Here is a 23,519-nt window from a genome sequence, read left to right on the forward strand (position 1 = left end):
GCCGGGGCACCGCCCTGTCGCGGGGTTTTCTCAGCCGATCAGGTCGTGGACGACGACGTTCTCGTCGCGGCCCGGGCCCACGCCGATCACGCTGATGCGGGCGCCCGAGAGCTCCTCCAGCCGGCGCACGTAGGCCTGCGCGGCCGCGGGCAGCTCGTCGAAGGTCCGGCAGTGCCGGATGTCCTCGAACCAGCCGGGCATCTCCTCGTAGACCGGCTTCGCGTGGTGGAAGTCGGTCTGCGTCATCGGCATCTCGTCGTGGCGGACGCCGTCGATCTCGTAGGCCACGCAGATCGGCACGGTGTCCAGGCCGGAGAGCACGTCGAGCTTGGTGAGGAAGTAGTCGGTGATGCCGTTGACCCGGCTGGCGTACCGCGCGATGACGGCGTCGAACCAGCCGCAGCGGCGGTCGCGGCCGGTCGTGACGCCGACCTCGCCGCCGTGCTTGCGCAGGTACTCGCCCCACTGGTCGTGCAGCTCGGTCGGGAACGGGCCGGAGCCCACGCGGGTCGTGTAGGCCTTGAGGATGCCGACCACCCGCTCGATGCGGGTCGGGCCGACCCCGGCGCCGACCGCGGCGCCACCGGCGGTCGGGTTGGACGACGTGACGAACGGATACGTGCCGTGGTCGACGTCGAGCAGCGTGCCCTGGGAGCCCTCGAGCAGCACCCACTCGCCGGCGTCGAGCGCCTTGCCCAGCAGCAGCCGGGTGTCGACGATCCGGTGCTTGAGGATCTCGGCGTACCCGGCGTACTCCTCGACGACCTCGTCCACGTCGATGGCCTTGCGGTTGTAGACCTTGACGAGGACCTGGTTCTTCTCCTGCAGGGTGCCCTCGAGCTTCTGCCGCAGGATGGAGAGGTCGAGCAGGTCCTGCACGCGGATGCCGACGCGGGCGACCTTGTCGCCGTACGCGGGCCCGATCCCGCGGCCCGTGGTGCCGATCTTGCGCTTGCCCAGGAAGCGCTCGGTGACCTTGTCGAGGGCCCGGTGGTGCGGCATGATCAAGTGCGCGTCGGAGGAGATCACCAGTCGCGAGGTGTCCACCCCGCGCTCCTCCAGGCCCGCCAGCTCCCTGATGAGCACCTCGGGGTCGATCACCACGCCGTTGCCGATGACCGGCGTGCACCCGGGCGTGAGGATGCCCGACGGGATCAGGTGGAGGGCGTACTTCTCGCCGTCCGGCGTGATCACCGTGTGGCCGGCGTTGTTGCCGCCCTGGTAGCGGACGACGTAGGGAACGCGGCCGCCGAGCAGGTCGGTGGCCTTGCCCTTGCCTTCGTCGCCCCACTGGGCACCGATCAGCACGACTGCGGGCATCGGCTCCTGGCTCCTGTTCGTCGGCGGCCCGGAGGTTCCCGGCCGGCAGGTGGCAGGGTATCCGCATGTCCTCCGTCGAGCTGGACCTCCGTCGTCTGGAGCCCGGTGAAGCGCCCCGCCCGACCCAGCTCGAGCCGGTCGGCGCCGCTGACGCCGTCGTGGTGCGGGGGCCCGTGCCGGCGCTCGCGGCCGTGCTCGCGGCGCTGCTCAGGGCCGGGCGGACCGCCGAGGTGCCGGTGGCCTGGGACCCGGGGCGCGACAAGGCGTCCGACGCGCTGGCGCGCGCGCTCGAGATCGGCACCGGCGAGCCGCGCGACCTCACGCTGGTCCGCGACGACCACGGCGGCGTCCTGCTGCACCACGGCCGGATCGAGGCGGCCGGCGGTGGCCGGCGGTCGCTGTCCCGCCGGTTGGGGCTGCAGGCCCACCACGACGACATCCGGGTGGCCGACGGGGAGATCACCCGGATCGACGTCCGGCCGGACTGGACCGCCGTCGACACGATCGGCGTGACCGTGATGACGCTGCCGCTGCGCCCGACCCGGCAGACCAGCGGACGCGCCCTGCAGGTCGCCTCGGACCCGGCCCGGATCGTCCGGGACGGCGTCGCGTACCCGCGCCCGGTCACCCGCTGGACCTGGTACGCCGACGACCGCGTGCGGTGGCGGCTCCAGCCCTAGAAGGACCACCCTTCCCCCCACGACTCGCTGCGCTCGCCGCGGGTCCCTGAAGGGTGGCCGTTCCAGCACGTCACCTGGTCGTGGACACTGGACGGACCGCACGCCCGAGGAGGACCCGCTGCCGACGTCCTGTTCTCCCGCCGCCGGGGCTCCCCGACGGTGATCGGCGACCGGCTGCCCACCTACGGCCCGGCGCGCTCCGCACCGGGGCGCCGCGTCCTCTCGCGGGCGCTGGCCCGGCCCAGCCTGCCCGCCGTCGTCGCCCTCGTGGTGGTCGTCGTCTTCTTCGGCCTGCAGGCACCCGCGCTGCGCACGAGCGGAGGGCTGGCCGGGGTCCTCGACGTCGCGGCTCCGCTCGGCATCGGCGCCGTCGCGGTCGCCCTGCTCCTGGTCGCGGGCCAGTTCGACCTGTCCGTGGGCGTGATGGCGCTGGCCAGCTCGCTGCTCACCGCGATGCTGACCGGGCACGCGGGATGGCCGGTCTGGGCGGCCCTGGTGGTGACGCTGCTGTTCGCGCTGACCATCGGCGTGGTCAACGGCGTGCTGGTGGTCAACACCGGCCTGCCCAGCTTCCTGGTCACCCTCGCCACGTTCCTCGTGCTGCAGGGCACCGCGCTGGCCGGCTTCGAGGCCGTGGCCGGGTCCACCCAGGTCGGCGGGCTCGACGCCGCGAGCGGGTGGAGCTCCGCGGCCGCCGTCTTCGGCTCCTCGACCGAGATCGGCGGCGCCCGGTTCCACGTCGCCGTCCTCTGGTGGGTCGTGGCCACCGCGCTGGCCACCTGGGCGCTGTGGCGCACGAAGTTCGGCAACGCGGTGTTCGCCGCCGGGGGCGCCCGGCGGGCCGCCCGCGAGCTGGGCGTCCCCGTGCGCCGGACGACGGTGGTGCTGTTCTGCCTCACCGCGACGGCGGGCTGGCTGATCGGCACGCTCGCGCTGTTCCGGCTGGAGAGCGTGCAGCTGGGCACCGCGGGGCTGGGCACCGCGCTGGACTTCCTCGTCGTCGCGGTGATCGGGGGCTGCCTGCTCACCGGCGGCTACGGCTCGGCGATCGGCGCCGCCGTCGCCGCCCTGCTCTACGCCGTCGCCCGGCAGGGCATCACGCTGGCCGGCTGGGACCCGCGGTGGTTCCAGACGCTGCTCGGCGCGCTGCTGCTCGTCGCGCTCGTGGCCAACGGCGTGGTGCGCCGCCGGCTCAAGGCCAGGCCGCGCTCGTGAGCACCGCCTCCGTGCCGGACGAGAGCTCCGTGCCGTCCTCCACGCCCGTGATCGAGCTGCGGGGGCTGACCGTCCGGCACGGCCACGTCCCCGCGCTCCACCGGGTCTCCGTGCCGCTGCACGCGGGCGCCATCACCTGCGTGCTGGGCGAGAACGGCTCCGGGAAGTCGACCCTGGTCTCGGTGCTCTCCGGGCTGCGCCGCCACGACGAGGGCGAGCTGCTCGTCGCCGGGACCCCGGTGCGCTTCCGGTCACCGCGGCAGGCCCGTGCCCTGGGCATCGCCACCGTGTGGCAGGACCTCGCCGTCGCGCCGCTGCTGTCGAGCTGGCGGAACTTCTTCCTGGGCGCCGAGCCGACTAGGGGGGTCTGGCCGCTGCGCCGTCTGGACGTCGAGGGCGCCCGGGAGACGACGGTCCGCGCGATGGCGCGGGTGGGCGTGACCGGCCTGGACCCCGACCAACCGGCGAGCGCGCTCCAGGCCGGTGAGCGGCAGAGCCTCGCGGTCGCCCGGGCGCTGCACTTCGGGGCGCGGGCGCTGGTCATCGACGAGCCGGACACCCCGATGACGGTGGCGCGGCAGACGCTGTTCGGGCAGGCGATCCTCGCGGCGCGGGCGCAGGGCCTGGCCGTCGTCGTCGTGACGAACAACCCGCGCTACGCGCACCTGATCGGCGACCGGTTCCTGCTGCTGGCCCACGGCTCCGTGGCCGGCAACCTCACGCGGGACGACGTCGACGCCGACGACCTGACCGCGCTCATGGCCGGCGGCGAGCAGCTCACCACCCTCACCGACGCCCTGACCGCCCTGCACCCGGAGCTCGGCGAACGCTGAGCCCGGGCAGGGCGGTCAGGGATGGTCAGGGACTGAAGACGCTGACACCACCCGGGCCGACGAGCAGCCCGATGACGATCAGCACGATCCCCCAGAGCATCTGCCCACGGACGATCGCGAAGATCCCGGAGATCACCAGGATCACGGCGAGGATCCACAACAGGGTCACCATTGCTCAGCCCTCTTCCTGCGGGCGCCTGGTCGGCGCCGTGCACGCACAGTGATGCCCGATCACGATCAACGGGCAAACACCGCGGGAGTCCGCGCAGCTCAGGAGGGCGGCGGCGGTGCGGACCCGGGATCCTCGCAACTCCGTGTCACGGGTACTCCGATGGGGCGGCACGGTGCAGCGAGGGCGCGTTCCCGGGTCGGGAACGCGCCCTCGGCGCACGACGTCGGACGTCAGGGGGCGAGCGTCGGGTCGCAGTCGCGTAGCAGCTGGGTGCAGCGCTCCTGCTCGCTCGTCTCACCGATCGCCTCGGCGGCCCTCGCCAGCACCGTGACGCAGCGCAGGAACCCGCGGTTGGGCTCGTGCGACCACGGCACCGGGCCGTAGCCCTTCCAGCCGTTGCGCCGCAGCGCGTCCAGACCGCGGTGGTAGCCGGTGCGGGCGTAGGCGTAGGCCTCGATGGTGCGCCCCTCGTCCAGCGCCGCCTCGCCCAGCGCGGCCCAGGCCGCGCTCACCGTGGGGTGGTCCGCGGCGACCTCGGCAGCCGGGGTGCCGGCGGCCAGTGCGGCGTCGGCCTCCGGGTTGCCCGGCAGCAGCGTGGGCGCGGGCTCGCCCAGCAGGTTCCCGTGCGAGTGCGTCATCAGGCGCCCTGCGACTGACCGGCGGACAGCAGGTCCTCGCACGCCTCGACGACGCGCGCGGCCATGCTCGTCTCCGCGGCCTTGAGGTAGCTGCGCGGGTCGTAGACCTTCTTGTTGCCGACCTCGCCGTCGACCTTCAGCACGCCGTCGTAGTTGCCGAACATGTGGCCGGCGATCGGCCGGGTGAAGGCGTACTGGGTGTCGGTGTCGACGTTCATCTTGATGACGCCGTAGGACAGCGCCTCGCGGATCTCCGACTGCGCGGAGCCCGAGCCGCCGTGGAAGACCAGGTTGAACGGCTTGTCGTCGGCGCTGCCGAACTCCTTGGCGACGACGTCCTGGCCCTGCTTGAGGATCTCCGGGCGGAGCTTGACGTTGCCCGGCTTGTAGACGCCGTGCACGTTGCCGAAGGTGGCGGCGAGCAGGTAGATCCCGCGCTCCCCGAGGCCGAGCTTCCGAGCGGTGGCCACGAAGTCGCCCTCGGCGGTGTAGAGCTTCTCGTTGATGTCGTGCGCGACGCCGTCCTCCTCGCCGCCGACGACGCCGATCTCCACCTCGAGCACGATCTTCGCGGCGGCGGCCTTCTCCAGCAGCTCCTCGGCGATCTCGAGGTTCTCCTCCAGGTCGATCGCCGAGCCGTCCCACATGTGCGACTGGAACAGCGGCGCCTGGCCGGCGTCGACGCGGTCCTGGGACAGCGCGATCAGCGGGCGGACGTAGGAGTCCAGCTTGTCCTTGGGGCAGTGGTCGGTGTGCAGCGCCACGTTGACCGGGTACCGCTCGGCCACGACGTGGGCGAACTCGGCCAGCGCCACGGCGCCGGTGACCATGTCCTTCACCTTGGTGCCGGAGCCGAACTCCGCGCCGCCGGTGGAGAACTGGATGATGCCGTCGCTGCCCGCGTCGGCGAACCCGCGCAGCGCCGCGTTGATCGTCTCGGACGAGGTGCAGTTGATCGCCGGGTAGGCGTAGCCGCCCTCCTTGGCCCGGCGGATCATGTCGGCGTAGACCTCAGGGGTCGCGATGGGCATGCGGGGCACTCCTCGGGTGAGCGGCGTGTACGGCGCTGTACGTCGCTGGTCAGTATCGCGCCGCCGGGCTCACTCCGGGGCGTCGGGGCGGACGTCCGGCCCCGGTGCGGTCCCGAGTACCACCGCCTGGGTGACGTCGATCCGTGCGCCGGCGACCTCGGTCACCCCTGCTCGGTCCGGCTGACCACGCGGGCGGCCACCACGACCGGGTCGTAGGTGGGCGAGAACGGCGGCGCGTAGGAGAGGTCGGACCCGGCCAGGTCCTCGGCGGTCATGCCGGCCCAGATCGCGGCGGCCAGCACGTCGATCCGCTTCCCCGACCCCGGCCCGCCCACGATCTGCGCGCCGATCAGCTGCCCGGACCCGGCCTCGCTGAGGAGCTTGATCGCGATCTCCTCCGCACCCGGGTAGTAGCCGGCCCTCGTCGTCGCCTCGATCGTGTCGGTCCGGTAGTCGAACCCGGCCTCCTCCGCCTGCGTCGTGCACAGGCCCGTGCGGGCGACCTCGATCTCGCCGACCTTGGTGAGGGCGGTCCCGAGGACCCCGGCGAAGCGCGCGGGCCGGCCGCCGATCACCGAGCCCGCCACCCGGCCCTGCTTGTTGGCGTGGGTGCCCAGCGCCACGTGCGCGGCCTCGCCGGTCACGCGGTGGAAGGTCTGCGCGCAGTCGCCGGCTGCGTAGATCTCCGGGTGCGACCTGGTCCGCTGCGTCCGGTCGACGTCGATGGCCCCGGTGGCGCCGAGCCGGATGCCGGCGGCCTCGGCGAGCGCCACCTCCGGGCCCATGCCGAGCCCGAGGACGACCAGGTCGGCCTCGTAGCTCCCGGCGTCGGTGCGCACCCCGCAGGCCCGCCCCGACGCGTCGACCAGCACCTCGCGCACGGCCTGGTCGGTGTGCACGTCCATGCCCATGGCGCCCATGCCGGCGCGCACCCGCTCCCCCATGTCTGCGTCGAGCAGCTGCATGGGCAGCGGGTCGGCGAGCACGACGGTGACCTCGAGGCCGCGCCGCTGCAGGACCTCGGCCATCTCCAGGCCGATGTAGCCCCCGCCCAGGACCAGCCCGCGGCGCGCCCCGCCGTCCAGAGCCGCCCGGATCGCCGCGCCGTCGTCCAGCCGGTGCACGCCGAAGACGCCCGGGGCGTCCAGCCCGGGGATCGGCGGCCGGGACGGGCGCCCGCCGGTGGCCACCACCAGCCGGTCGTAGCCGATCCGCTCGCCGTCGGCGGTGACCACCTTCCCGGCCTCGGTCTCGATCTCCTCGGCCCGCGTGCCGGTGCGGACGGTGATGTCCTTGGCCGCGAAGTCCTCCGGCGTGCGCGCGATGAGGTGCTCCCGCCGCTCCACCTGCCCGCCGATCCAGTACGGGATGCCGCAGGCGGAGTAGGAGACGTCCGGCCCCTGCTCCAGCACGACGATGTCGAGGTCGTCGGCGTCCCGCAGACGGCGGGCCTGCGCCGCAGCGGACATCCCGGCGGCGTCCCCACCGATGACGACGAGCCGTTCCCGGGATCCGCTCATGCCTTCAGCGTGCCACCCCGGCCCGCCGTGTACCGGAACACCGAGCCGGGGCTGAGCAGGCCCGCGGGGTCCAGCGCCGCCTTGATCGAGCGGTGCACCTCCAGCGACACCGGCCCGATCTCGCGCTCCAGCCAGTCGAGCTTGATCGTGCCCACCCCGTGCTCGCCGGTGATCGTGCCGCCGAGGGAGAGGCCGAGCTCGAGGATGTCGTCGAAGGCGGCGAAGGCCCGCTCCCGCTGATCGGCGTCGGCCGGGTCGAAGCAGATCGTCGGGTGCATGTTGCCGTCGCCGGCGTGCCCGACGACGCCGATGGTGAGCGCCCGCGCCGCCGCGATCGCGTCGCAGCCGTCGAGGAACGCGGCGATCCGCGACCGCGGGACGGCGACGTCGTCGATGAGCGTGCTGCCCAGCTGCGCCAGGGCCGGGAGCGCCATCCGCCGGGCCTGCAGGAGCAGGTCGCCCTCCGCGGGGTCCTCCGTGGTGTGCACGAACTGCGCCCCCGCCTCCCGGCACAGCCCGGCCAGCGCCTCGATCTCCCGCGCGGCGGCCTCACCTCCCGCGTCGGACTGGGCGACCAGCAGCGCGTGCGCGTCCCGGTCGAGGTCGGCCTTCAGCAGGTCGTCGACCGCGCGGATGCAGGTGTTGTCCATGACCTCGAGCAGGCTGGGCACCAGGCCGGTCGTGACCACCCGCTCCACGACCTGCCCGGTCTGCGCGGTGGTGGCGAAGGTGGCGGCCAGGGTGACCGGGCGCTGCGGCGCCGGGCGGAGCGCCAGGGTGGCCTCGGCGATGATCCCGAGCGTCCCCTCCGAACCCACGAACAGGCGGGCCAGGTCGTAGCCCGCCACGCCCTTGACGGTGCGCCGCCCGGTGCGCAGCACGCGACCGTCGGCCAGCACGACCTCGAGGGCGAGCACGTAGTCGGTGGTGACGCCGTACTTCACGCAGCACAGGCCACCGGAGTTCGTGGCGAGGTTGCCGCCGATGGTGCACCAGTCGTAGCTCGACGGGTCCGGGGGGTAGAAGAGCCCGGAGCCGGCGACGGCGTCGCGCAGGGCCTTGTTGACCACGCCCGGCTGGACCACGACCAGCCGGTCGGCCTCGGAGATCTCGAGGACGGCGTCCATTCGGGTCAGCACCACGGTGATCGCGCCGTCGACGGCGTTGGCGCCACCGGCCAGGCCCGAGCCGGCACCGCGCGGCACCACCGGGATTCCGTGCCGGGCGGCCACCCGCATGATCGCGACGACGTCGTCGGTGCAGCGCGGGAAGACCACCGCGGCGGGGGTGCCCGCCTCGGCCAGCATGGCCTGGTCGCGCGCGTAGGCGGAGGTGACGTCGGGATCGGTCAGGACGCCGTCGCCGCCGAGCGCGTCGACGAGCTCGGCGAGCCACACGGTGGCGACTGTGGTCACCGTCACACCGTACGGCGTCCCCTGCGGCGCGGTGCTGGAACGGCCCCGTCGCAGGGACCCGGCGCGAGCGGAGCGAGTGCCGGGGGGCGACGGGGTCCTTCCTCAGTCGAGGCCGAGGTCGGCGAGGGTGAAGGCGGCGCGGTACTCGAAGCCGGCCTCCTCGACGGCCTGCCGACCACCCCGGTCGACGATGACGGCGATGCCGATGACCTCGGCGCCGGCCTCCTGCAGCGCCTCGGCCGCGGTGAGCGGGGAGCCGCCGGTGGTGGAGACGTCCTCGACCACGAGCACCGCCCGCCCGGCGACGTCCGGCCCCTCGATCCGCCGCTGCAAACCGTGCGCCTTGCCCGCCTTGCGCACCACGCAGGCGTCGAGGAAGCCCTCGCCGGCGGAGGCCGCGTGCAGCATCGCCGTCGCCACCGGGTCCGCGCCCAGGGTGAGGCCGCCGACGACGTCGTAGCGGATGTCGCCGGTCAGCTGGCGCATCACGCGGCCCACGAGCGGAGCGCCCTCGTGGTGCAGCGTCAGGCGGCGCATGTCGATGTACCAGTCCGCCTCGCGCCCCGAGGAGAGGGTGACCTTCCCGTGCACGACGGCGAGGTCGACGATCAGCTGCAGCAGCCGGTCACGGTCCGGCAGGGCGGTGGGGGCCGTCATGGCAAGGACCCTAGACACGCCGCAGGGCCCCCGCCGGACGGGTGTCCGACGGGGGCCCTGCGGTGCCCCTCCCAGGTGCAGGAGGAGCGGAGGGATCACATACCGGCAGGCTTGAGGACCTGGTCGATGACGTAGACGGTGGCGTTGGCGGTCTGCACGTTGCCGCAGATCACCGAGGCCTCCATGCCGACGACGGTGCCGTCCATGGCGATCGAGAAGTCCTCACCGGAGCCCTCGATGGTCACCTCGTCGTTGTTCAGCGTGGTGTGGGTGCCGGCCAGGTCCTCCGGGCTCAGGCGGCCCGGGATGACGTGGTGGGTGAGCACCGTGGTCAGGGCCGCCTTGTCGGCGAGCAGACCCTGCAGGGCGTCGGCCGGGACGGCCTCGAACGCCGGGTTGGCCGGGGCCAGCACGGTGATGTCCTGCGCCGAGTTCAGGGTGTCGCCGAGCTCGGCGGCGGTGACGGCCTGGACCAGGGTGGACAGGATCGGGTTGTTGCTGGCGGCGGTGGCGACCGGGTCGTCGCTCATGCCCTCGACGCTGCCCTCGCCCTCGGTGGGCACCTGGGAGCAGGCCTCGCCGAACGGACCGTCGGACATGGGCATCGCGGAGCTCTCGGCGGCCGAGGAGCTGCTGCTGCTCGACGAACCCGACGCGGAGCTCTCCGAGCCCTCGTCCGAGCCGCCACAGGCGCTGAGGGTCACGGCGAGGGAGGTGACGGCGGTGAGCAGCATGCCGCGGGAAAGGGTGCGCTTCATGGTCGGTGGTGCTCCGTTCCTGTTCCGTGCGACGTCGGTGTCGCGGTCGGGGTGGTGGTGGTGCACCGGCCGCGGGAGCGACCGGGTGGACGTCGCCGGCGGGCCGGGACGGGTCTGCGGGGTCCGGTGCGGGCACCGGACCGGGGTCAGGTGGTGATCACCCGGACCGAGTGCCAGCCGCTGGCACCGTTCGGGAAGGGCGCCGCGCGCTCCTCCGTCTGCGTCTCGCCGTCCTTGCTGGTGGCGCGCACGGTGAGGTCGTGCTGGCCGGTGGCGAAGTCGTAGGGCAGCACCCACTGGCGCCACAGGTCGGCGTCGACCTCGGGCGAGAGCTCGGCCTCGACCCAGTCCTCGTCGTCGACCCTGACCTCGACGCGGGCGATGCCGCGCGTCTGCGCCCAGGCCACGCCCGCGATGGGACGGCGGCCGGCGGGGAACTGGCGCAGCGGCGCGGGGGTGTCGATCCGGCTGAACACCTTGATCGGGCCATCGGCGGCCCAGTCGCGCTCGACCCAGTAGGCGTCGAAGGCGTCGTAGGTGGTGGCGTCGATCGTGGTGATCCACTTGCACGCCGACACGTAGCCGTAGAGGCCCGGGATCAGCATGCGCACCGGGAAGCCGTGCTCCACCGGCAGCGGCTCGCCGTTCATCCCGAACGCCAGCATGGCGTCCTCGACCTCGAGGGCCGAGCGCGTCGGAGCGCCGATGGTCATGCCGTCCGAGGACGTGCAGACCAGCTGGTCGCTGTCGTCGCCGATGCCGTTCTCCCGGAGGAACGCGCCCAGGGGCACGCCCAGCCAGCGGGCGGTGCCGGCCAGCCGGCCGCCCACCTCGTTGGAGACGCAGGTGAGGGTGATGTCCCGCTCGATGATGTCGTCGCGGTCGAAGAGGTCCTGCAGCGAGTACGACTGCGGGGAGTCGAACTTGCCCTTCAGCGTGAGCGTGTAGTCCGAGGGGCGGATCTGCGGAACCGTGATCGCGGTGTCCACCCGGTAGAAGTCCTTGTTGGGGGTGACCAGCGGGGTCAGGCCCTCGATGCGGGGGGCCAGATCCGCGCCGGCGGGCAGCGCCGGGGCCGGGGAGGCCGGCCGGGGCAGCGCGAGGTCGCCGCGCTCGCCGGCGACGTCGAACCGCTGCTGGAGGAGGCGGCCACCGCCACCGGCGACCGCGGCCACACCCACGGCCACGCCGCTGGTGAGGAAGAACCGGCGCCGGTCCATACCCGCGCCCTTGCGGTCGCCGGCACCCAGCGCGTCGCGCAGACGGCCGGCCAGACCGTACGGCGCGGGGGTCGGGGCGGGGGACGGGTCCGAGGTCGGGGCCGGGGTCTGCAGCGGGGACAGCAGGGCCAGCAGCGCGCCCGCGCCGACGAGGGCGCCGACCAGCGCCGGCAGGCCGTAGAGGATGCCGCCGGCCGGCCGGGTCACCGCGGCGACGACACCGACCAGCCCGAAGAGCAGGATCCCCGCGATGCCGAGGCGCCGGCTGCGCAGTCCGACCAGGCCGATGACCAGCGCGTAGATCGCGATCACGATCAGCGTGCCGACGATCAGGGCGATCTTGTCGTTCTCGCCGAAGGTCCGGATGGCGAAGGCCTTGACCGGTTCCGGAGTCAGCGTGATCGCCGCGTCCCCGACGGCCACGACCGGCGAGGAGGCAGGTCCGACCAGGGCCGCGACGAGCTCGGCCACACCGAGCGCCACCGCGGCGGCGAGCAGCCCGGCCAGCGCGGCCAGCACCCGGCGGAGGCCGGTGCCGGGGCCGTCGCCACCGGTGGTGGCTCGCGGGTCCTGCTCGGTCATGGTCACGACAGGCATTCGCGCGCCGGTGCGGATCCGGATTCATCTCGCACACAATTCTTCTGCACCCATCCCGACGGCTCCTCACCGGTGCGGGCGCAGGCGGCCCGCCGTCTGCAAGGCTGGGCGGGTGCCGGCCACCCCAGCCTCCCGTCCCGCGGACGCGGCGAGCCCCGCCCAGAAGCCCCCGTCGGTGCGTGTCGCCATCGGCCTCCTGGGAGCCCTCGCGGCGCTGCTCCTGCTCTACGCGGCGCTGACGTTCTTCGGGCGCGACGGGGTGATCCAGGCCCTCGCGACCGCGGGGCTCACCCGCGCGGAGGCCGAGCAGTTCGTCACCGTCAACGTCGCGTCGTCCCTCGTGCTCGGCGTGACCTTCGCCGTGTCGGCGATCGCCGTCGAGCGCCGCCGCGCGTGGGGCAGGTGGACCGGGCTGCTCGCCGCGACCGTCCTCGCCCTGCTGATGCTCTCGTCGATGCTGGCCGCCGGGGGCGTCAGCGCCGTCTCGCTGCTGCAGCTGGTGCTGTCGGTCTCGGCCGTGGCCAGCCTGCTGGCGCGCACCACCCGGGAGTGGCTGGTGCCCGGGCGGGGCTGAACCTTGCGGCGGGGCTCAGCCCTGCCCGGTGGCCCGCTGCCACTTCCGGAAGCGGTACCAGTCGTTGGACGGCTTGAGCGCCAGCAGCACGACGGCGACGAGCAGGAGCACCGTCTGGAACCAGCCGAGCGCGTTCACGAACGGGATCGGGCCGCCCCCGTTGATCGCACCGGAGGGCGCGGCGATCAGCGAGAGGCCCGCGAACACCCAGAGCACGACCCGGGCCCAGTTGTGGCCGCGCCAGGCGAACCAGATGAAGAGCAGCTGCAGGGCGGTCACCACCAGCCCCACAACCAGTCCCACGCGCAGGAAGAGCTCGGCGAACTGCGCCGGGTCGATGCCCTCCAGGCCGGGGTCCTCGATGGCGCCGCCCGCCTGGTTCTGCGTCCACGTGAGGACCTCGTCGAACTCGACCAGCATCGCGATCGAGGCGACGACGCCCAGGACCAGGGCGGCCAGGTAGGCGCCCAACCCGGCGCGCACGGTCACCGGGCGCTCCATCGGCTTGGGCACCTCGCCGCCCCACCCCGCGGCGGCCGGCGGCGCGGCGGGGAACGCGTAGGGGTTCGGCGGCGGGTAGGGCGGCGGCTGGCCGTGCGGGTTCTGCTGCCCGTACGGAGGCTGCTGCTGGCCGTGAGGGGGCTGCTGCCCGTACGGAGGCTGCCCGTACAGGGGCTGGCCGTACGGGGGCTGGCCCGGCTGCGGCTGGGCGGGCGGCGACGGCCACGCAGGAGGTTGCCCACCCTGCTGGCCCTCCTGCGGCTGCTGCCCCTGCTGCTGGTCGTGCTGGTCGCCCGGCCCCGCCGTCATCCCGCCTCCGCTCGTCGTTCCCCCGTGGTGGCGATCATCGCCGACGCGGCGAGCCCGGACCAGCAGGGCACGCGAGCGACCCCCTGCCCGGGCCGGCAGGGGGCCGCTCCGCTCCTCACGCTCGGGTGACGCTCAGGCCCTCGGCGTCGCCGGCCGGCCAGTCGACGACCACCTCGTCGCCGTCCCGGATGTCGCCGGACAGCAGCGCCCTGGCCAGCTGGTCGCCGATGGCCGACTGCACGAGCCGGCGCAGCGGGCGGGCGCCGTAGACCGGGTCGAACCCGTTCAGCGCCAGCCAGTCGCGGGCGGCGTCGGTGACGGTCAGGGAGAGCCGGCGCGCGGCGAGCCGGCGGGCCAGGACGCCGACCTGGATGTCGACGATCCCGGTCAGCTCCTCGCTGCCCAGGGCCCGGAACACCACGACGTCGTCGAGCCGGTTGAGGAACTCCGGCTTGAAGTGCGACCGGACCACCTCCAGCACCGCGCCGCGGCGGGCGGCCTCCGGGACCGACTGGTCGGCGATGATCTGCGACCCGAGGTTCGAGGTCAGGATCAGGATGGTGTTGCGGAAGTCCACCGTCCGGCCCTGGCCGTCGGTCAGCCGGCCGTCGTCGAGGACCTGCAGGAGCAGGTCGAAGACGTCGGGGTGCGCCTTCTCCACCTCGTCGAGCAGGACGACGGTGTACGGACGGCGCCGCACCGCCTCGGTGAGCTGCCCCCCGGCCTCGTAGCCGACGTAACCCGGAGGAGCACCGACCAGGCGGGCCACCGAGTGCTTCTCGGAGTACTCGCTCATGTCGATGCGGACCATCGCCCGGTCGTCGTCGAACAGGTACTCCGCCAGCGCCTTGGCCAGCTCGGTCTTGCCGACGCCGGTGGGGCCGAGGAAGAGGAAGGAACCGGTGGGCCGGTCGGGGTCCGAGACGCCGGAGCGGGCCCGGCGGACGGCGTCGGCGACGGCCCGGACGGCGTCGGGCTGCCCGACCACCCGGCCGGTGAGCCCCTCCTCCATGCGCAGCAGCTTCTGGGTCTCGCCCTCGAGCAGCCGGCCGGCGGGGATGCCGGTCCACGCCTGGACGACCTCGGCGATGTCGTCGGGGCCGACCTCCTCCTTGAGCATCGAGTCTCCGGAGGCGACGGAGTCCTCCGCCGAGGTCAGCGACCGCTCGAGCTCGGGCAGCCGGCCGTAGCGCAGCTCCGCGGCGCGGGCGAGGTCGCCGTCCCGCTCCGCCCGCTCGGCCTCCAGGCGGACGTGCTCGAGCTCCTCCTTGATCCGCTGGATCCGCTCGATGGCGGTCTTGTCCTGCTGCCAGCGGAAGGTGAGCTCGGCGAGCTCCTGCCGGCGGTTCGCGAGGTCCTCGCGGAGGGCGGCCAGGCGGGCCTTCGAGGACTCGTCGTCCTCCTTGGCCAGCGCCATCTCCTCGATCTCCATGCGGCGCACCGCGCGCTCCACCTCGTCGACCTCGACGGGGCGGCTGTCGATCTCCATGCGCAGCCGGCTGGCGGCCTCGTCGACCAGGTCGATCGCCTTGTCCGGCAGGAAGCGGGACGTGACGTACCGGTCCGACAGGGTGGCGGCGGCGACGATCGCGGTGTCGGTGATGCGCACACCGTGGTGCACCTCGTAGCGCTCCTTGAGGCCGCGGAGGATGCCGATCGTGTCCTCGACGGAGGGCTCGCCGACGTACACCTGCTGGAACCGGCGCTCCAGCGCCGGGTCCTTCTCGATGTGCTCGCGGTACTCGTCGAGCGTCGTCGCCCCGACCATGCGCAGCTCGCCACGGGCGAGCATCGGCTTGATCATGTTGCCGGCGTCCATGGACGAGTCGCCGGTCGCACCGGCGCCGACCAGCGTGTGCAGCTCGTCGATGAAGGTGACGACCTGGCCCTCGGCCTCGGTGATCTCCTGGAGCACGGCCTTGAGCCGCTCCTCGAACTCGCCCCGGTACTTGGCCCCGGCGACCATCGCGCCCAGGTCCAGCGCCATGAGCCGCTTGCCCTTGAGGCTCTCCGGCACGTCGCCGGCGACCATGCGCTGGGCCAGCCCCTCGACGATCGCCGTCTTGCCGACCCCGGGCTCGCCGATGAGGACCGGGTTGTTCTTGGTGCGGCGGGAGAGCACCTGCACGACCCGGCGGATCTCGGTGTCCCGGCCGATGACCGGGTCGATCTTGCCCTCGCGGGCACGCTCGGTGAGGTCGACGGCGTACTTCTGCAGCGCCTGGAAGGTGTTCTCCGGGTCCGGCGTGGTGACCTTGCGCGTGCCGCGCACGGTGCGGAAGGCGGCCACCAGCGCGTCGCGGGTGGCGCCGGCGCTGGTCAGCACCGCGCCCGCCTCGCCCTCGGAGCCGGCCAGCCCGACGAGCAGGTGCTCGGTGGAGACGTACTCGTCGCCCAGCGCGCCGGCCTGCTCCCCGGCTGCGTTGATCACCCGGAGGAACTCCCGCGAGGGGGCCGGCGCGGACACCGTGGCGCCGCTGACGCTCGGCATCCGGCGCAGCGCGGCCTCGGCCTTGCTGCGCACGTCGACGGGATCGGCGCCCACCGCGGTGAGCAGGGGACCGGCGATGCCGTCGGTCTGCTCCAGGAGGGCGTTGAGCAGGTGCAGCGGCTCCAGAGCCGCCTGACCCCGGCCGACCGCGAGGCGCTGGGCGCCGGCGACGGCCTCCTGCGAACGGGTCGTGAGCTTGCTCTCCATGCTCTGACGCACGTCCTTTCGTCGGTCCGGGCACCGTCCGGGGGGCGGACGGCGCCGTTCGCCCCGTCCAACGACGGATGAGTTGAGTCTGTTCCGCTCAACTCTGGCACGGGGGTGGGGTCGGGAGCCAGACCGGTGCAACCCCCGGTCGATGTGACCCGTCGGGACGAGGAAGACACCCTCCATGTTCCGATACTGGGAGCGCTGCCCCTTAGACTGCGGGGATGACCGCCCTGCCGGCGCCGAGCGTGGCGCTCGACGACCAGCTGTGCTTCGCCCTGTACGCCGCCTCCCGTGCGGTGACCGCGCGATACCGCCCCATGCTCGACGCCATCGGGCTGACCTACCCGCAGTACCTGGTCATGCAGCTCCTCTGGGAGACCGACAAGCAGACCGTCGGGCAGCTCGGCAACCGGCTGGCGCTCGACAGCGGCACGCTCTCCCCGCTGCTCAAGCGGCTCACGGCCGCAGGCCTCGTCAGCCGGCACCGGCGGGTGGAGGACGAGCGCTCGGTCTCCATCGCGCTCACCGAGGCCGGCCGCGCCCTGCAGGAGAAGGCGTTCGCCATCTCCGCCGAGATGATCGAGGCCATCGGCTTCGACACCGGCGAGTTCGACGACCTGAAGAGCCGGCTGCGGCTGCTCACCGAGCGGGTCAGCGGCACCAGCGAGGTCTGATCCGGGCCGCGCGCCCCAGGACGGTAGCGCGCAACCGATCCGGGTAGGAGCCGGTCACGGCGCCGCCCGAGCAGTGGGCGGCCACGGCCACGGAAGAGGCAGCATGCCCACTCGCAGCGCTCGCACCGCCTGGAACGGCACCCTCCAGGAGGGCTCCGGACAGGTGGAGCTCTCCAGCTCCAAGATCGGCACCTACGAGGTGTCGTTCCCCAAGCGGACGGCCGACGAGGCCGGCGGGACGACGAGCCCCGAGGAACTGATCGCGGCGGCCCACTCCTCGTGCTTCGCCATGGCCCTGTCCAGCGAGATCGGCAAGGCCGGGGGCACCCCGCAGTCGCTCGAGGTCTCGGCCGACGTCACGCTCGGCCAGAAGGACGGCGGACCGGCGATCACCGGCATCACGCTGACGGTCCGCGGCGAGGTCGACGGCCTCGACGCCGCCGGCTTCGAGAAGGCCGCCCAGGCGGCCAAGGTCGGCTGCCCGGTCAGCAAGGCGCTCACCGGCACCGAGATCACCCTGGACGCCTCGCTCGACTCCTGAGCGGAGGGCCCCGTCCCCCTCGCGACGGGGCCGTACGACGACGGCCCGCCTCCCCGTCCAGGGAGGCGGGCCGTCGTCGTCCTCCGGGGTCAGCCGGCCACCGACTCCTCCTCCGCCTCGGCGACCTCGCGGACCTCGCCCAGCCGGTTGAGCCGCCCCAGGAGCGTGGCGAGGGTGGCCACGTCGTCGGTGGCCCACCCGGAGAGGTCGTCCTGCCAGCGGGCCCGGCGGGCGTCACGGATCCGGCTCAGCCGGGTCGCCCCCTCCCGCGAGGGGGTCAGCACCTGGGCGCGGCCGTCGTCGGGATCGGCGGCACGGTCCACCAGGCCGAGGTCCACCAGGCTGGAGACCTGCCGGCTGACCGTGCTCTTGTCCAGCCCGAGCCGGGCGACCAGGTCGCTGGCCCGCAGCGGCCCGGCGTCCTGGAGGAGCGCCAGCAGGCCGTACGCCGCACCGTCGAGGTCGGGGTGCAGCTCGCGGGCCAAGCGGGTCGAGATCGCCCGGGACCGGCGCAGCAGCAACCCGATCTCCCGCTCCAGGGCCACGTATGCCTCGTGCGCGTCCACCCGGGGAGCATTCACCGTCCGGCGCCAGGCCGCCAGACCACGAGCGCAGAGCTCGGCCGGCGCCACGGCACCAGCTCCGCGCGGTAGGCCGCCGGGACGGCCGCCTCGGCCGCCATCCGGCGGTTCTCCGAGTGCTGCAGCTCCTCGAGCAGCTCGTGCACGCGGGACTGCAGCGCCTCCACCCGCGACTCGAGGTCGATGATCCGCTTGATCCCGGCCAGGTTGACGCCGTCCTCCTGCGACAGCCGCTGGACCTCGCGCAGCAGCGCGACGTCCCGCGGGCTGTAGCGACGGCCTCCCCCGGCCGTCCGGCCCGGGCTCACCAGCCCGAGCCGGTCGTACTGGCGCAGCGTCTGCGCGTGCATCCCGGCCAGCTCCGCGGCCACCGAGATCACGAACACCGGCGCGTCGTCGGAGACGGCGCGACCGGCGTCCTGCGCCGGGTCGAACGGGCCGCTCACCGCTCGCCCCCGGCCGTCACCGCCGCGGTGATCTCCGGGCGGGGGTCTTCGTCCATCTCCTCGGCCAGCGTCTCGATGACCTTGCGCTGCCCCGGGGTCAGCCGGACGGGGACGGCGATCTCCACGGTGACCAGCAGGTCGCCGGAGCGCGCCCTGCCGGGCACCCCGCGGCCGCGCACCCGGAGGGTGCGGCCGCTCGCCGTGCCTGCAGGCACCTTGAGCGACACCGACCCGTCGAGGGTCGGCACGGTCACCGTCGCCCCGAGCGCGGCCTCGGCGAAGGTGATCGGCACCGTCAGCGTCAGGTCCTCGCCCTTGCGCCCGAACAGCGCGTGCTCGGCCACGTGGACGACGACGAAGAGGTCACCGGCCGGTCCGCCCCGGCGTCCCGGAGCGCCCTTGCCGGCCAGCCGGATGCGCTGGCCGTCCTTCACCCCGGCCGGGATCCGGACGGTGATGGTGCGGGTCTGCGTGGTGATGCCGCTGCCGGAGCAGGTCGCGCACGGGTCGTCGACCACCTGGCCGCTGCCCCGGCAGTTGCGGCAGGGCTCGGAGAACGCGAAGGCGCCCTGGCTGCGGCTGGTGACGCCGGCCCCCGAGCACACCGGGCAGGCGTGCGGGCTGGTGCCGGGCTTGGCGCCGCTGCCCGCGCACGTGGGGCAGCTGCCCGGGCTCTGCATGCGCAACGGCACGGTCACCCCGAGGACGGCCTCCTCGAAGGACAGCGTCGCCTCGGTCTCCACGTCCTGCCCGCGGGCAGGGCCGGACGCCGCCTGGCTGCGGGCCCGCGGCCCACCGGCAGCGGCGCCACCGCCGAACAGGCCGCCCAGGATGTCGCCCAGGCCACCCGCGTTGCGCCCACCCGCGGCGCCACCGCCGAAGAGGTCGCCGAGGTCGAACGGCTGGCCCCCAGGACCGGCGCCGGGGAAGCCGCCCGGGAACCCGGCACGGGCGCCCGCTCCCCCGGCGCCGAACAGCCGGCGCGCGTCGTCGTACTCGCCGCGGCGCTTCGGGTCCGAGAGCACGTCGTAGGCCTCGGAGACCTCCTTGAAGCGGGCCTCGGCCTCGGCGTTCCCCGGGTTCTTGTCCGGGTGCAGCTCCTGGGCCAGCTTGCGGTAGGCCTTCTTGATCGCGGCCGCGTCGGCGTTCTGGGGAACGCCGAGCGCGCCGTAGTAGTCCTTCTCGATGAAGTCACGGGTGCTCATCGACGACCCCCTCTCCGGATCAGTCGGACGCCGGGGCGCCGACCCCGTCGCCGGACGGCTGCCCCGCGACCGGCTCCTGCGCGGGCGCCGGGTTCTCCGGCTCGGTCACCGCGACCATCGCCGTCCGCAGCACCCGGTCCCCGCGACGGAAACCCTGCCGCAGCACGGTGCTCGCCGTCGGGACCTGCACCTCGGCGGACGTGTCGTGCATGACGGCCTCGTGCAGCGACGGGTCGAACTCGTCGCCGGCCTTGCCGAAGGCCTCCACGCCGAGCCCGTCGAGCAGGCCCAGGACGCGGTCGCCCACGACCTTGAAGGCACCGGTCAGGTCGCCGTGGTCACGGGCCCGCTCGATGTCGTCGACGATCGGGAACAGCTGGGCGGCGAACCGCTCGGCCGCCTGGTCGACGACCAGCGTGCGGTCGCGGTCCACCCGGCGCCGGTAGTTGGCGTACTCGGCGGTGACCCGCTGCAGGTCCTCGGTGCGCTCGCTCAGCTGCTGGGCCAGGTCGCCGCCGTCGACGGCAGCGGCCTGGGGTGCCGGCTGCTCCGCGGCCGGCGTCTCGTGCTCGCTCATCTGCTCCCCTGGGAGGTCGGGACCGGGCCGTGCGCCGGCCGGCTGCTCGCCGGCCGGCGCACGGACCTCACCACTGATCGGGTCGATCCGCCGCTTGTCGCGGATCACGACCCGCGGCTGCTCTTCCCGGTCCGTCATCGGCGGTCGTTGTCCTCGTCGACGATCTCGGCGTCGACGACGTCGTCGTCCTTCGTGGTCGACGACGCGCCGTCGGCACCGGCACCGGCCCCGGCGCCCGCGTCGGCCCCGGCCGCCTCGGCCTGCTGGGCGTAGAGCGCCCCGCCGACCTCCTGGGACACGCGGGCGACCTTCTCCTGCGCGGCCTTGATGGTGGCGATGTCCGAGCCACCGAGGGCCGAGCGCAGCTCGGTCAGGGCCTCGCCCAGCTCGTCCTTCTTCTCGGCCGGGATCTTGTCGCCGTTCTCCGCCAGGAACTTCTCGGTCTGGTACTGGAGCGACTCGGCCAGGTTGCGGGTCTCGGCCTCGTCCCGGCGCTTCTTGTCCTCCTCGGCGTGCGCCTCGGCGTCCTTCATCATCCGCTCGATGTCGTCCTTGGGGAGGGCCGAGCCGCCGGTGATGGTCATCGACTGCTCCTTGCCCGTGCCGAGGTCCTTGGCCGACACGTGCACGATGCCGTTGGCGTCGATGTCGAAGGCCACCTCGATCTGCGGGACGCCGCGGGGCGCCGGGGGCAGGCCGGTCAGCTCGAACATGCCGAGCTTCTTGTTGTAGGCGGCCATCTCGCGCTCGCCCTGGAACACCTGGATCTGCACGGAGGGCTGGTTGTCGTCGGCCGTCGTGAAGATCTCCGAGCGCTTCGTCGGGATCGTGGTGTTGCGCTCGATGAGCTTGGTCATGATCCCGCCCTTGGTCTCGATGCCCAGGGACAGCGGGGTGACGTCGAGGAGCAGGACGTCCTTGACCTCGCCACGGAGGACACCGGCCTGGAGCGCGGCGCCGATGGCCACGACCTCGTCGGGGTTGACGCCCTTGTTGGGCTCCTTGCCGCCGGTCAGCTCGCGGACCAGGTCGGACACGGCCGGCATGCGGGTCGAGCCACCGACGAGGACGACGTGGTCGATCTGGCCGACGGAGATGCCGGCGTCGCGGATCGCCTGGTTGAACGGCGCGCGGGCGCGGTCGAGCAGGTCCTGCGTCAGCCGCTGGAACTCGGCGCGGGTCATCGTGACGTCGAGGTGCAGCGGGCCGTCGGCACCGGCGGTGATGTAGGGCAGGTTGACGTTCGTCGACTGCGCGCCCGACAGCTCGATCTTGGCCTTCTCGGCGGCCTCGCGGAGGCGCTGCATCGCCAGCTTGTCCTTGGACAGGTCGATGCCGTTCGAGGCGTTGAACGTCTGCACCAGGTGCTTGACGACGCGCTCGTCCCAGTCGTCACCACCGAGGTGGTTGTCGCCGGCGGTGGCCTTGACCTCGATCACACCGTCGCCGATCTCCAGCAGCGAGACGTCGAACGTGCCGCCACCGAGGTCGAAGACGAGGATCGTCTGCTCGGTCTCGCCCTTGTCCAGGCCGTAGGCCAGCGCGGCCGCGGTCGGCTCGTTGACGATGCGCAGGACGTTGAGGCCCGCGATCTCACCGGCCTCCTTGGTGGCCTGGCGCTGGGCGTCCTCGAAGTAGGCGGGGACGGTGATGACGGCGTCGGTCACCGGCTCGCCCAGGTAGGTCTCGGCGTCCCGCTTCAGCTTCTGCAGCGTGCGGGCGCTGATCTCCTGCGGCGTGTAGCGCTTGCCGTCGATCTCGTCGGTCTTCCAGTCGGTGCCCATGTGGCGCTTGACCGATCGGATGGTGCGGTCGACGTTGGTGACGGCCTGGTTCTTGGCCGACTGGCCGACGAGGACCTCGCCGTTCTTGGCGAAGGCGACGACCGACGGGGTGGTGCGGGAGCCCTCGGAGTTCGCGATGACCGTCGGCTCGCCGCCCTCCAGGACGGTGACGACGGAGTTGGTGGTGCCGAGGTCGATGCCGACCGCTCGAGCCATGGAGATGGCCTCTCTTCCGTGTGCTGGGGTGGTGCTGGTCCGTGTGGGGCAGTCGGTGTCCGCCCTTGCGCGGGGGCCACTCAACTTTCCTGCCCACCGTAACGGGGCGCCGCCCGGCCGTGTTCCCGGGGTGCGCCGACTCGACTCAACTTCCCGTCGCGCGGCCCTCGTCGCCGCCCCGCCGCCACGGCCGCCACGCTGCAGCGCGGCGGCCACGACCACGGAGCGGCGGTCGACCGGGCACCGGTGTCCACAGATCCGTCCGCCCCGGCCCGCGCCCGGCCCGAGGCACCGAGACTCCGCACCATGCACCCGCTGCTCAGAGCTGCGGCCGAGCGCCGGCTGGGCCTGTTCACGGCCGTCGACGCCCGCCGCGCCGGCTACGGCCACCCGGAGATCCGCTCGATGTGCGCCACCGGCCGCTGGGTGCGGTTGCGCCGCGGGATCTACGTCGACGCCTCCGACCTCGCCCGCGCCGACGCGGAGGGGCGGCGCCACCAGCTCGACTGCCTGGCCGTCCTCACCGCGCTGGACCGGCCGACGACGGCGCTCAGCCATGAGAGCGCGGCCCGGCTGTGGGGGCTCCCGGTCCCGCGTCCCACGACGATCCCGCTCACCGACCCCGACCACACCCGCACCGGTCGCGGCTACCGGGTCACGCAGGCCCCGCTCGCGGTCGACGAGGTCGCCGTCCGGGGACCGTTCCGGCTGACGACACCGGCACGCACCCTCCTGGACCTCGCTCGCACCCGCCCCCTGGACGGCGCGGTCGTGGCCATGGACGCGGCGCTCCTGGCCGGGCGGGTGACCCCCGAGCAGCTGGCGGAAGCCGTCTCGCGGGCGGCCCGGTGGCCGGGTGCAGCACGAGCGGCCCGGGCGGTGCCGCTCGCCGACGGGCGGGCGGAGTCGCCGCTGGAGACCCGCGGGCGGCTGCGGATGCTCGGGGCCGGACTGCCGGCACCCGAGCTGCAGGTGGAGATCCGCAGCGCGCGGCGGCTGGTGGGGGTCGTGGACGCCTGGTTCGACGACGCAGCCGTCGCGGTCGAGTTCGACGGCCGGGTGAAGTACACCGACCCGTGGCGGGGCCGCGACCCCGCGCAGGTCCTGTGGGAGGAGAAGCGTCGCGAGGACGAGCTCCGCGCACTGGGCATCGACGTCGTCCGGATCACCGACGACGACCTGGGCCCGCACTGGCCGGAGGTGGAGGTCCGGCTGCGCCGGCTGACCGCCCGCCCCGGGCCCGCGACCCGCCGGTTCAGCGCGACGGCCCGCGCCCGCGGCCGCTCCCGGACCGCCTGACCACCGCCCGGTCGCCACGACCGCCGCGCTGCAGCGCGGCGGCCGTGACCGCACC

At 73.7% G+C, this 23,519-nt stretch carries 23 protein-coding genes; 7 read left to right on the plus strand and 16 right to left on the minus strand.

What is annotated here, in order from left to right; translation table 11 throughout:
- Positions 1-30: 30 nt before the first annotated feature.
- Complete coding sequence (locus DQ244_RS06865) at positions 31-1,320, minus strand: adenylosuccinate synthase (RefSeq protein ID WP_113810753.1); 1,290 nt, start codon at positions 1,318-1,320, stop codon at positions 31-33.
- A 65-nt stretch (positions 1,321-1,385) separates the two neighbouring features.
- Between DQ244_RS06865 and DQ244_RS06870 the strand changes: the two genes are divergently transcribed.
- From DQ244_RS06870 to DQ244_RS06880, 3 genes are all read left to right on the plus strand, one after another.
- Complete coding sequence (locus DQ244_RS06870; protein ID WP_113810754.1) at positions 1,386-2,000, plus strand: hypothetical protein; 615 nt, start codon at positions 1,386-1,388, stop codon at positions 1,998-2,000.
- A gap of 159 nt (positions 2,001-2,159) precedes the next feature.
- Positions 2,160-3,215 carry an ABC transporter permease gene (locus tag DQ244_RS06875; protein ID WP_113810755.1) on the plus strand — a complete coding sequence of 352 codons (1,056 nt, stop codon included), beginning with the start codon at positions 2,160-2,162 and terminating at the stop codon, positions 3,213-3,215.
- The gene (locus DQ244_RS06880; protein ID WP_113810756.1) at positions 3,212-4,048 is read left to right on the plus strand and encodes an ATP-binding cassette domain-containing protein; all 837 of its coding nucleotides are present in this window, start codon (positions 3,212-3,214) and stop codon (positions 4,046-4,048) included. The genes DQ244_RS06875 and DQ244_RS06880 overlap by 4 nt, the downstream gene beginning before the upstream one ends.
- A gap of 25 nt (positions 4,049-4,073) precedes the next feature.
- On the opposite strand, the gene DQ244_RS19580 is transcribed toward DQ244_RS06880, so the two are convergent.
- The 8 genes from DQ244_RS19580 to DQ244_RS06915 all read right to left on the minus strand — a co-directional run bounded on the left by DQ244_RS19580 (position 4,074) and on the right by DQ244_RS06915 (position 12,041).
- Positions 4,074-4,220 (minus strand): GPGG-motif small membrane protein, encoded by a 147-nt coding sequence (locus DQ244_RS19580; protein WP_199580261.1) that lies wholly within the window; start codon positions 4,218-4,220, stop codon positions 4,074-4,076.
- 230 nt (positions 4,221-4,450) lie between these two features.
- Positions 4,451-4,858: a DUF3151 domain-containing protein gene (locus DQ244_RS06885; RefSeq protein ID WP_113810757.1), complete on the minus strand. Its 408-nt coding sequence runs from the start codon at positions 4,856-4,858 to the stop codon at positions 4,451-4,453.
- Positions 4,858-5,889, minus strand: a complete 1,032-nt coding sequence (gene fbaA / locus DQ244_RS06890) for a class II fructose-bisphosphate aldolase (protein WP_113810758.1) — start codon at positions 5,887-5,889, stop codon at positions 4,858-4,860. The genes DQ244_RS06885 and fbaA overlap by 1 nt, the downstream gene beginning before the upstream one ends.
- A 161-nt stretch (positions 5,890-6,050) precedes the next feature.
- On the minus strand, positions 6,051-7,409 hold the full coding sequence (locus DQ244_RS06895) for an FAD-dependent oxidoreductase (RefSeq protein ID WP_113810759.1): 1,359 nt from the start codon (positions 7,407-7,409) through the stop codon (positions 6,051-6,053).
- A complete protein-coding gene (locus tag DQ244_RS06900; RefSeq protein ID WP_233491228.1) occupies positions 7,406-8,824 on the minus strand; it encodes an FAD-binding oxidoreductase in 1,419 nt (472 codons plus the stop codon). Before DQ244_RS06900 ends, DQ244_RS06895 begins: the two co-directional genes overlap by 4 nt.
- A 102-nt stretch (positions 8,825-8,926) precedes the next feature.
- Complete coding sequence (pyrE, locus tag DQ244_RS06905) at positions 8,927-9,481, minus strand: orotate phosphoribosyltransferase (RefSeq protein ID WP_199580262.1); 555 nt, start codon at positions 9,479-9,481, stop codon at positions 8,927-8,929.
- Between the two features lie 95 nt (positions 9,482-9,576).
- On the minus strand, positions 9,577-10,239 hold the full coding sequence (locus DQ244_RS06910; protein WP_113810760.1) for a fasciclin domain-containing protein: 663 nt from the start codon (positions 10,237-10,239) through the stop codon (positions 9,577-9,579).
- Positions 10,240-10,385: 146 nt separating this feature from the next.
- On the minus strand, positions 10,386-12,041 hold the full coding sequence (locus tag DQ244_RS06915) for a molybdopterin-dependent oxidoreductase (protein ID WP_113811100.1): 1,656 nt from the start codon (positions 12,039-12,041) through the stop codon (positions 10,386-10,388).
- Between the two features lie 190 nt (positions 12,042-12,231).
- On the opposite strand from DQ244_RS06915, the gene DQ244_RS06920 reads away from it, so the two are divergent.
- Positions 12,232-12,630: a hypothetical protein gene (locus DQ244_RS06920; RefSeq protein ID WP_113810761.1), complete on the plus strand. Its 399-nt coding sequence runs from the start codon at positions 12,232-12,234 to the stop codon at positions 12,628-12,630.
- Positions 12,631-12,645: 15 nt separating this feature from the next.
- Here DQ244_RS06920 and DQ244_RS19585 read toward each other — a convergent pair whose 3' ends face one another.
- Both DQ244_RS19585 and clpB read right to left on the minus strand, forming a co-directional pair.
- On the minus strand, positions 12,646-13,440 hold the full coding sequence (locus tag DQ244_RS19585; protein ID WP_199580263.1) for a hypothetical protein: 795 nt from the start codon (positions 13,438-13,440) through the stop codon (positions 12,646-12,648).
- A gap of 115 nt (positions 13,441-13,555) precedes the next feature.
- Positions 13,556-16,138, minus strand: coding sequence for an ATP-dependent chaperone ClpB (gene clpB, locus DQ244_RS06930; protein WP_113810762.1), 2,583 nt, complete (start codon positions 16,136-16,138; stop codon positions 13,556-13,558).
- Positions 16,139-16,362: 224 nt separating this feature from the next.
- Here clpB and DQ244_RS06935 point away from each other — a divergent pair, with 224 nt between their 5' ends.
- Both DQ244_RS06935 and DQ244_RS06940 read left to right on the plus strand, forming a co-directional pair.
- Positions 16,363-16,815 (plus strand): MarR family winged helix-turn-helix transcriptional regulator, encoded by a 453-nt coding sequence (locus tag DQ244_RS06935; RefSeq protein WP_113810763.1) that lies wholly within the window; start codon positions 16,363-16,365, stop codon positions 16,813-16,815.
- A gap of 103 nt (positions 16,816-16,918) precedes the next feature.
- The gene (locus DQ244_RS06940; protein WP_113810764.1) at positions 16,919-17,356 is read left to right on the plus strand and encodes an OsmC family protein; all 438 of its coding nucleotides are present in this window, start codon (positions 16,919-16,921) and stop codon (positions 17,354-17,356) included.
- A gap of 89 nt (positions 17,357-17,445) precedes the next feature.
- Here DQ244_RS06940 and DQ244_RS06945 read toward each other — a convergent pair whose 3' ends face one another.
- The 5 genes from DQ244_RS06945 to dnaK are packed head-to-tail and all read right to left on the minus strand — an operon-like array spanning position 17,446 to position 22,165.
- A complete protein-coding gene (locus DQ244_RS06945; RefSeq protein WP_113810765.1) occupies positions 17,446-17,922 on the minus strand; it encodes a MarR family winged helix-turn-helix transcriptional regulator in 477 nt (158 codons plus the stop codon).
- An 11-nt stretch (positions 17,923-17,933) separates the two neighbouring features.
- Positions 17,934-18,383, minus strand: a complete 450-nt coding sequence (locus DQ244_RS06950) for a heat shock protein transcriptional repressor HspR (RefSeq protein WP_113810766.1) — start codon at positions 18,381-18,383, stop codon at positions 17,934-17,936.
- On the minus strand, positions 18,380-19,588 hold the full coding sequence (gene dnaJ / locus DQ244_RS06955; RefSeq protein ID WP_113810767.1) for a molecular chaperone DnaJ: 1,209 nt from the start codon (positions 19,586-19,588) through the stop codon (positions 18,380-18,382). Before dnaJ ends, DQ244_RS06950 begins: the two co-directional genes overlap by 4 nt.
- A 19-nt stretch (positions 19,589-19,607) precedes the next feature.
- A complete protein-coding gene (grpE, locus tag DQ244_RS06960) occupies positions 19,608-20,303 on the minus strand; it encodes a nucleotide exchange factor GrpE (RefSeq protein WP_113810768.1) in 696 nt (231 codons plus the stop codon).
- On the minus strand, positions 20,300-22,165 hold the full coding sequence (dnaK, locus tag DQ244_RS06965) for a molecular chaperone DnaK (RefSeq protein WP_113810769.1): 1,866 nt from the start codon (positions 22,163-22,165) through the stop codon (positions 20,300-20,302). Before dnaK ends, grpE begins: the two co-directional genes overlap by 4 nt.
- 306 nt (positions 22,166-22,471) lie before the next feature.
- On the opposite strand from dnaK, the gene DQ244_RS06970 reads away from it, so the two are divergent.
- Positions 22,472-23,464, plus strand: a complete 993-nt coding sequence (locus DQ244_RS06970) for a type IV toxin-antitoxin system AbiEi family antitoxin domain-containing protein (protein WP_113810770.1) — start codon at positions 22,472-22,474, stop codon at positions 23,462-23,464.
- Positions 23,465-23,519: the final 55 nt, after the last annotated feature.

Source organism: Blastococcus sp. TBT05-19 (assembly GCF_003319095.1).
GTDB lineage: Bacteria > Actinomycetota > Actinomycetes > Mycobacteriales > Geodermatophilaceae > Blastococcus.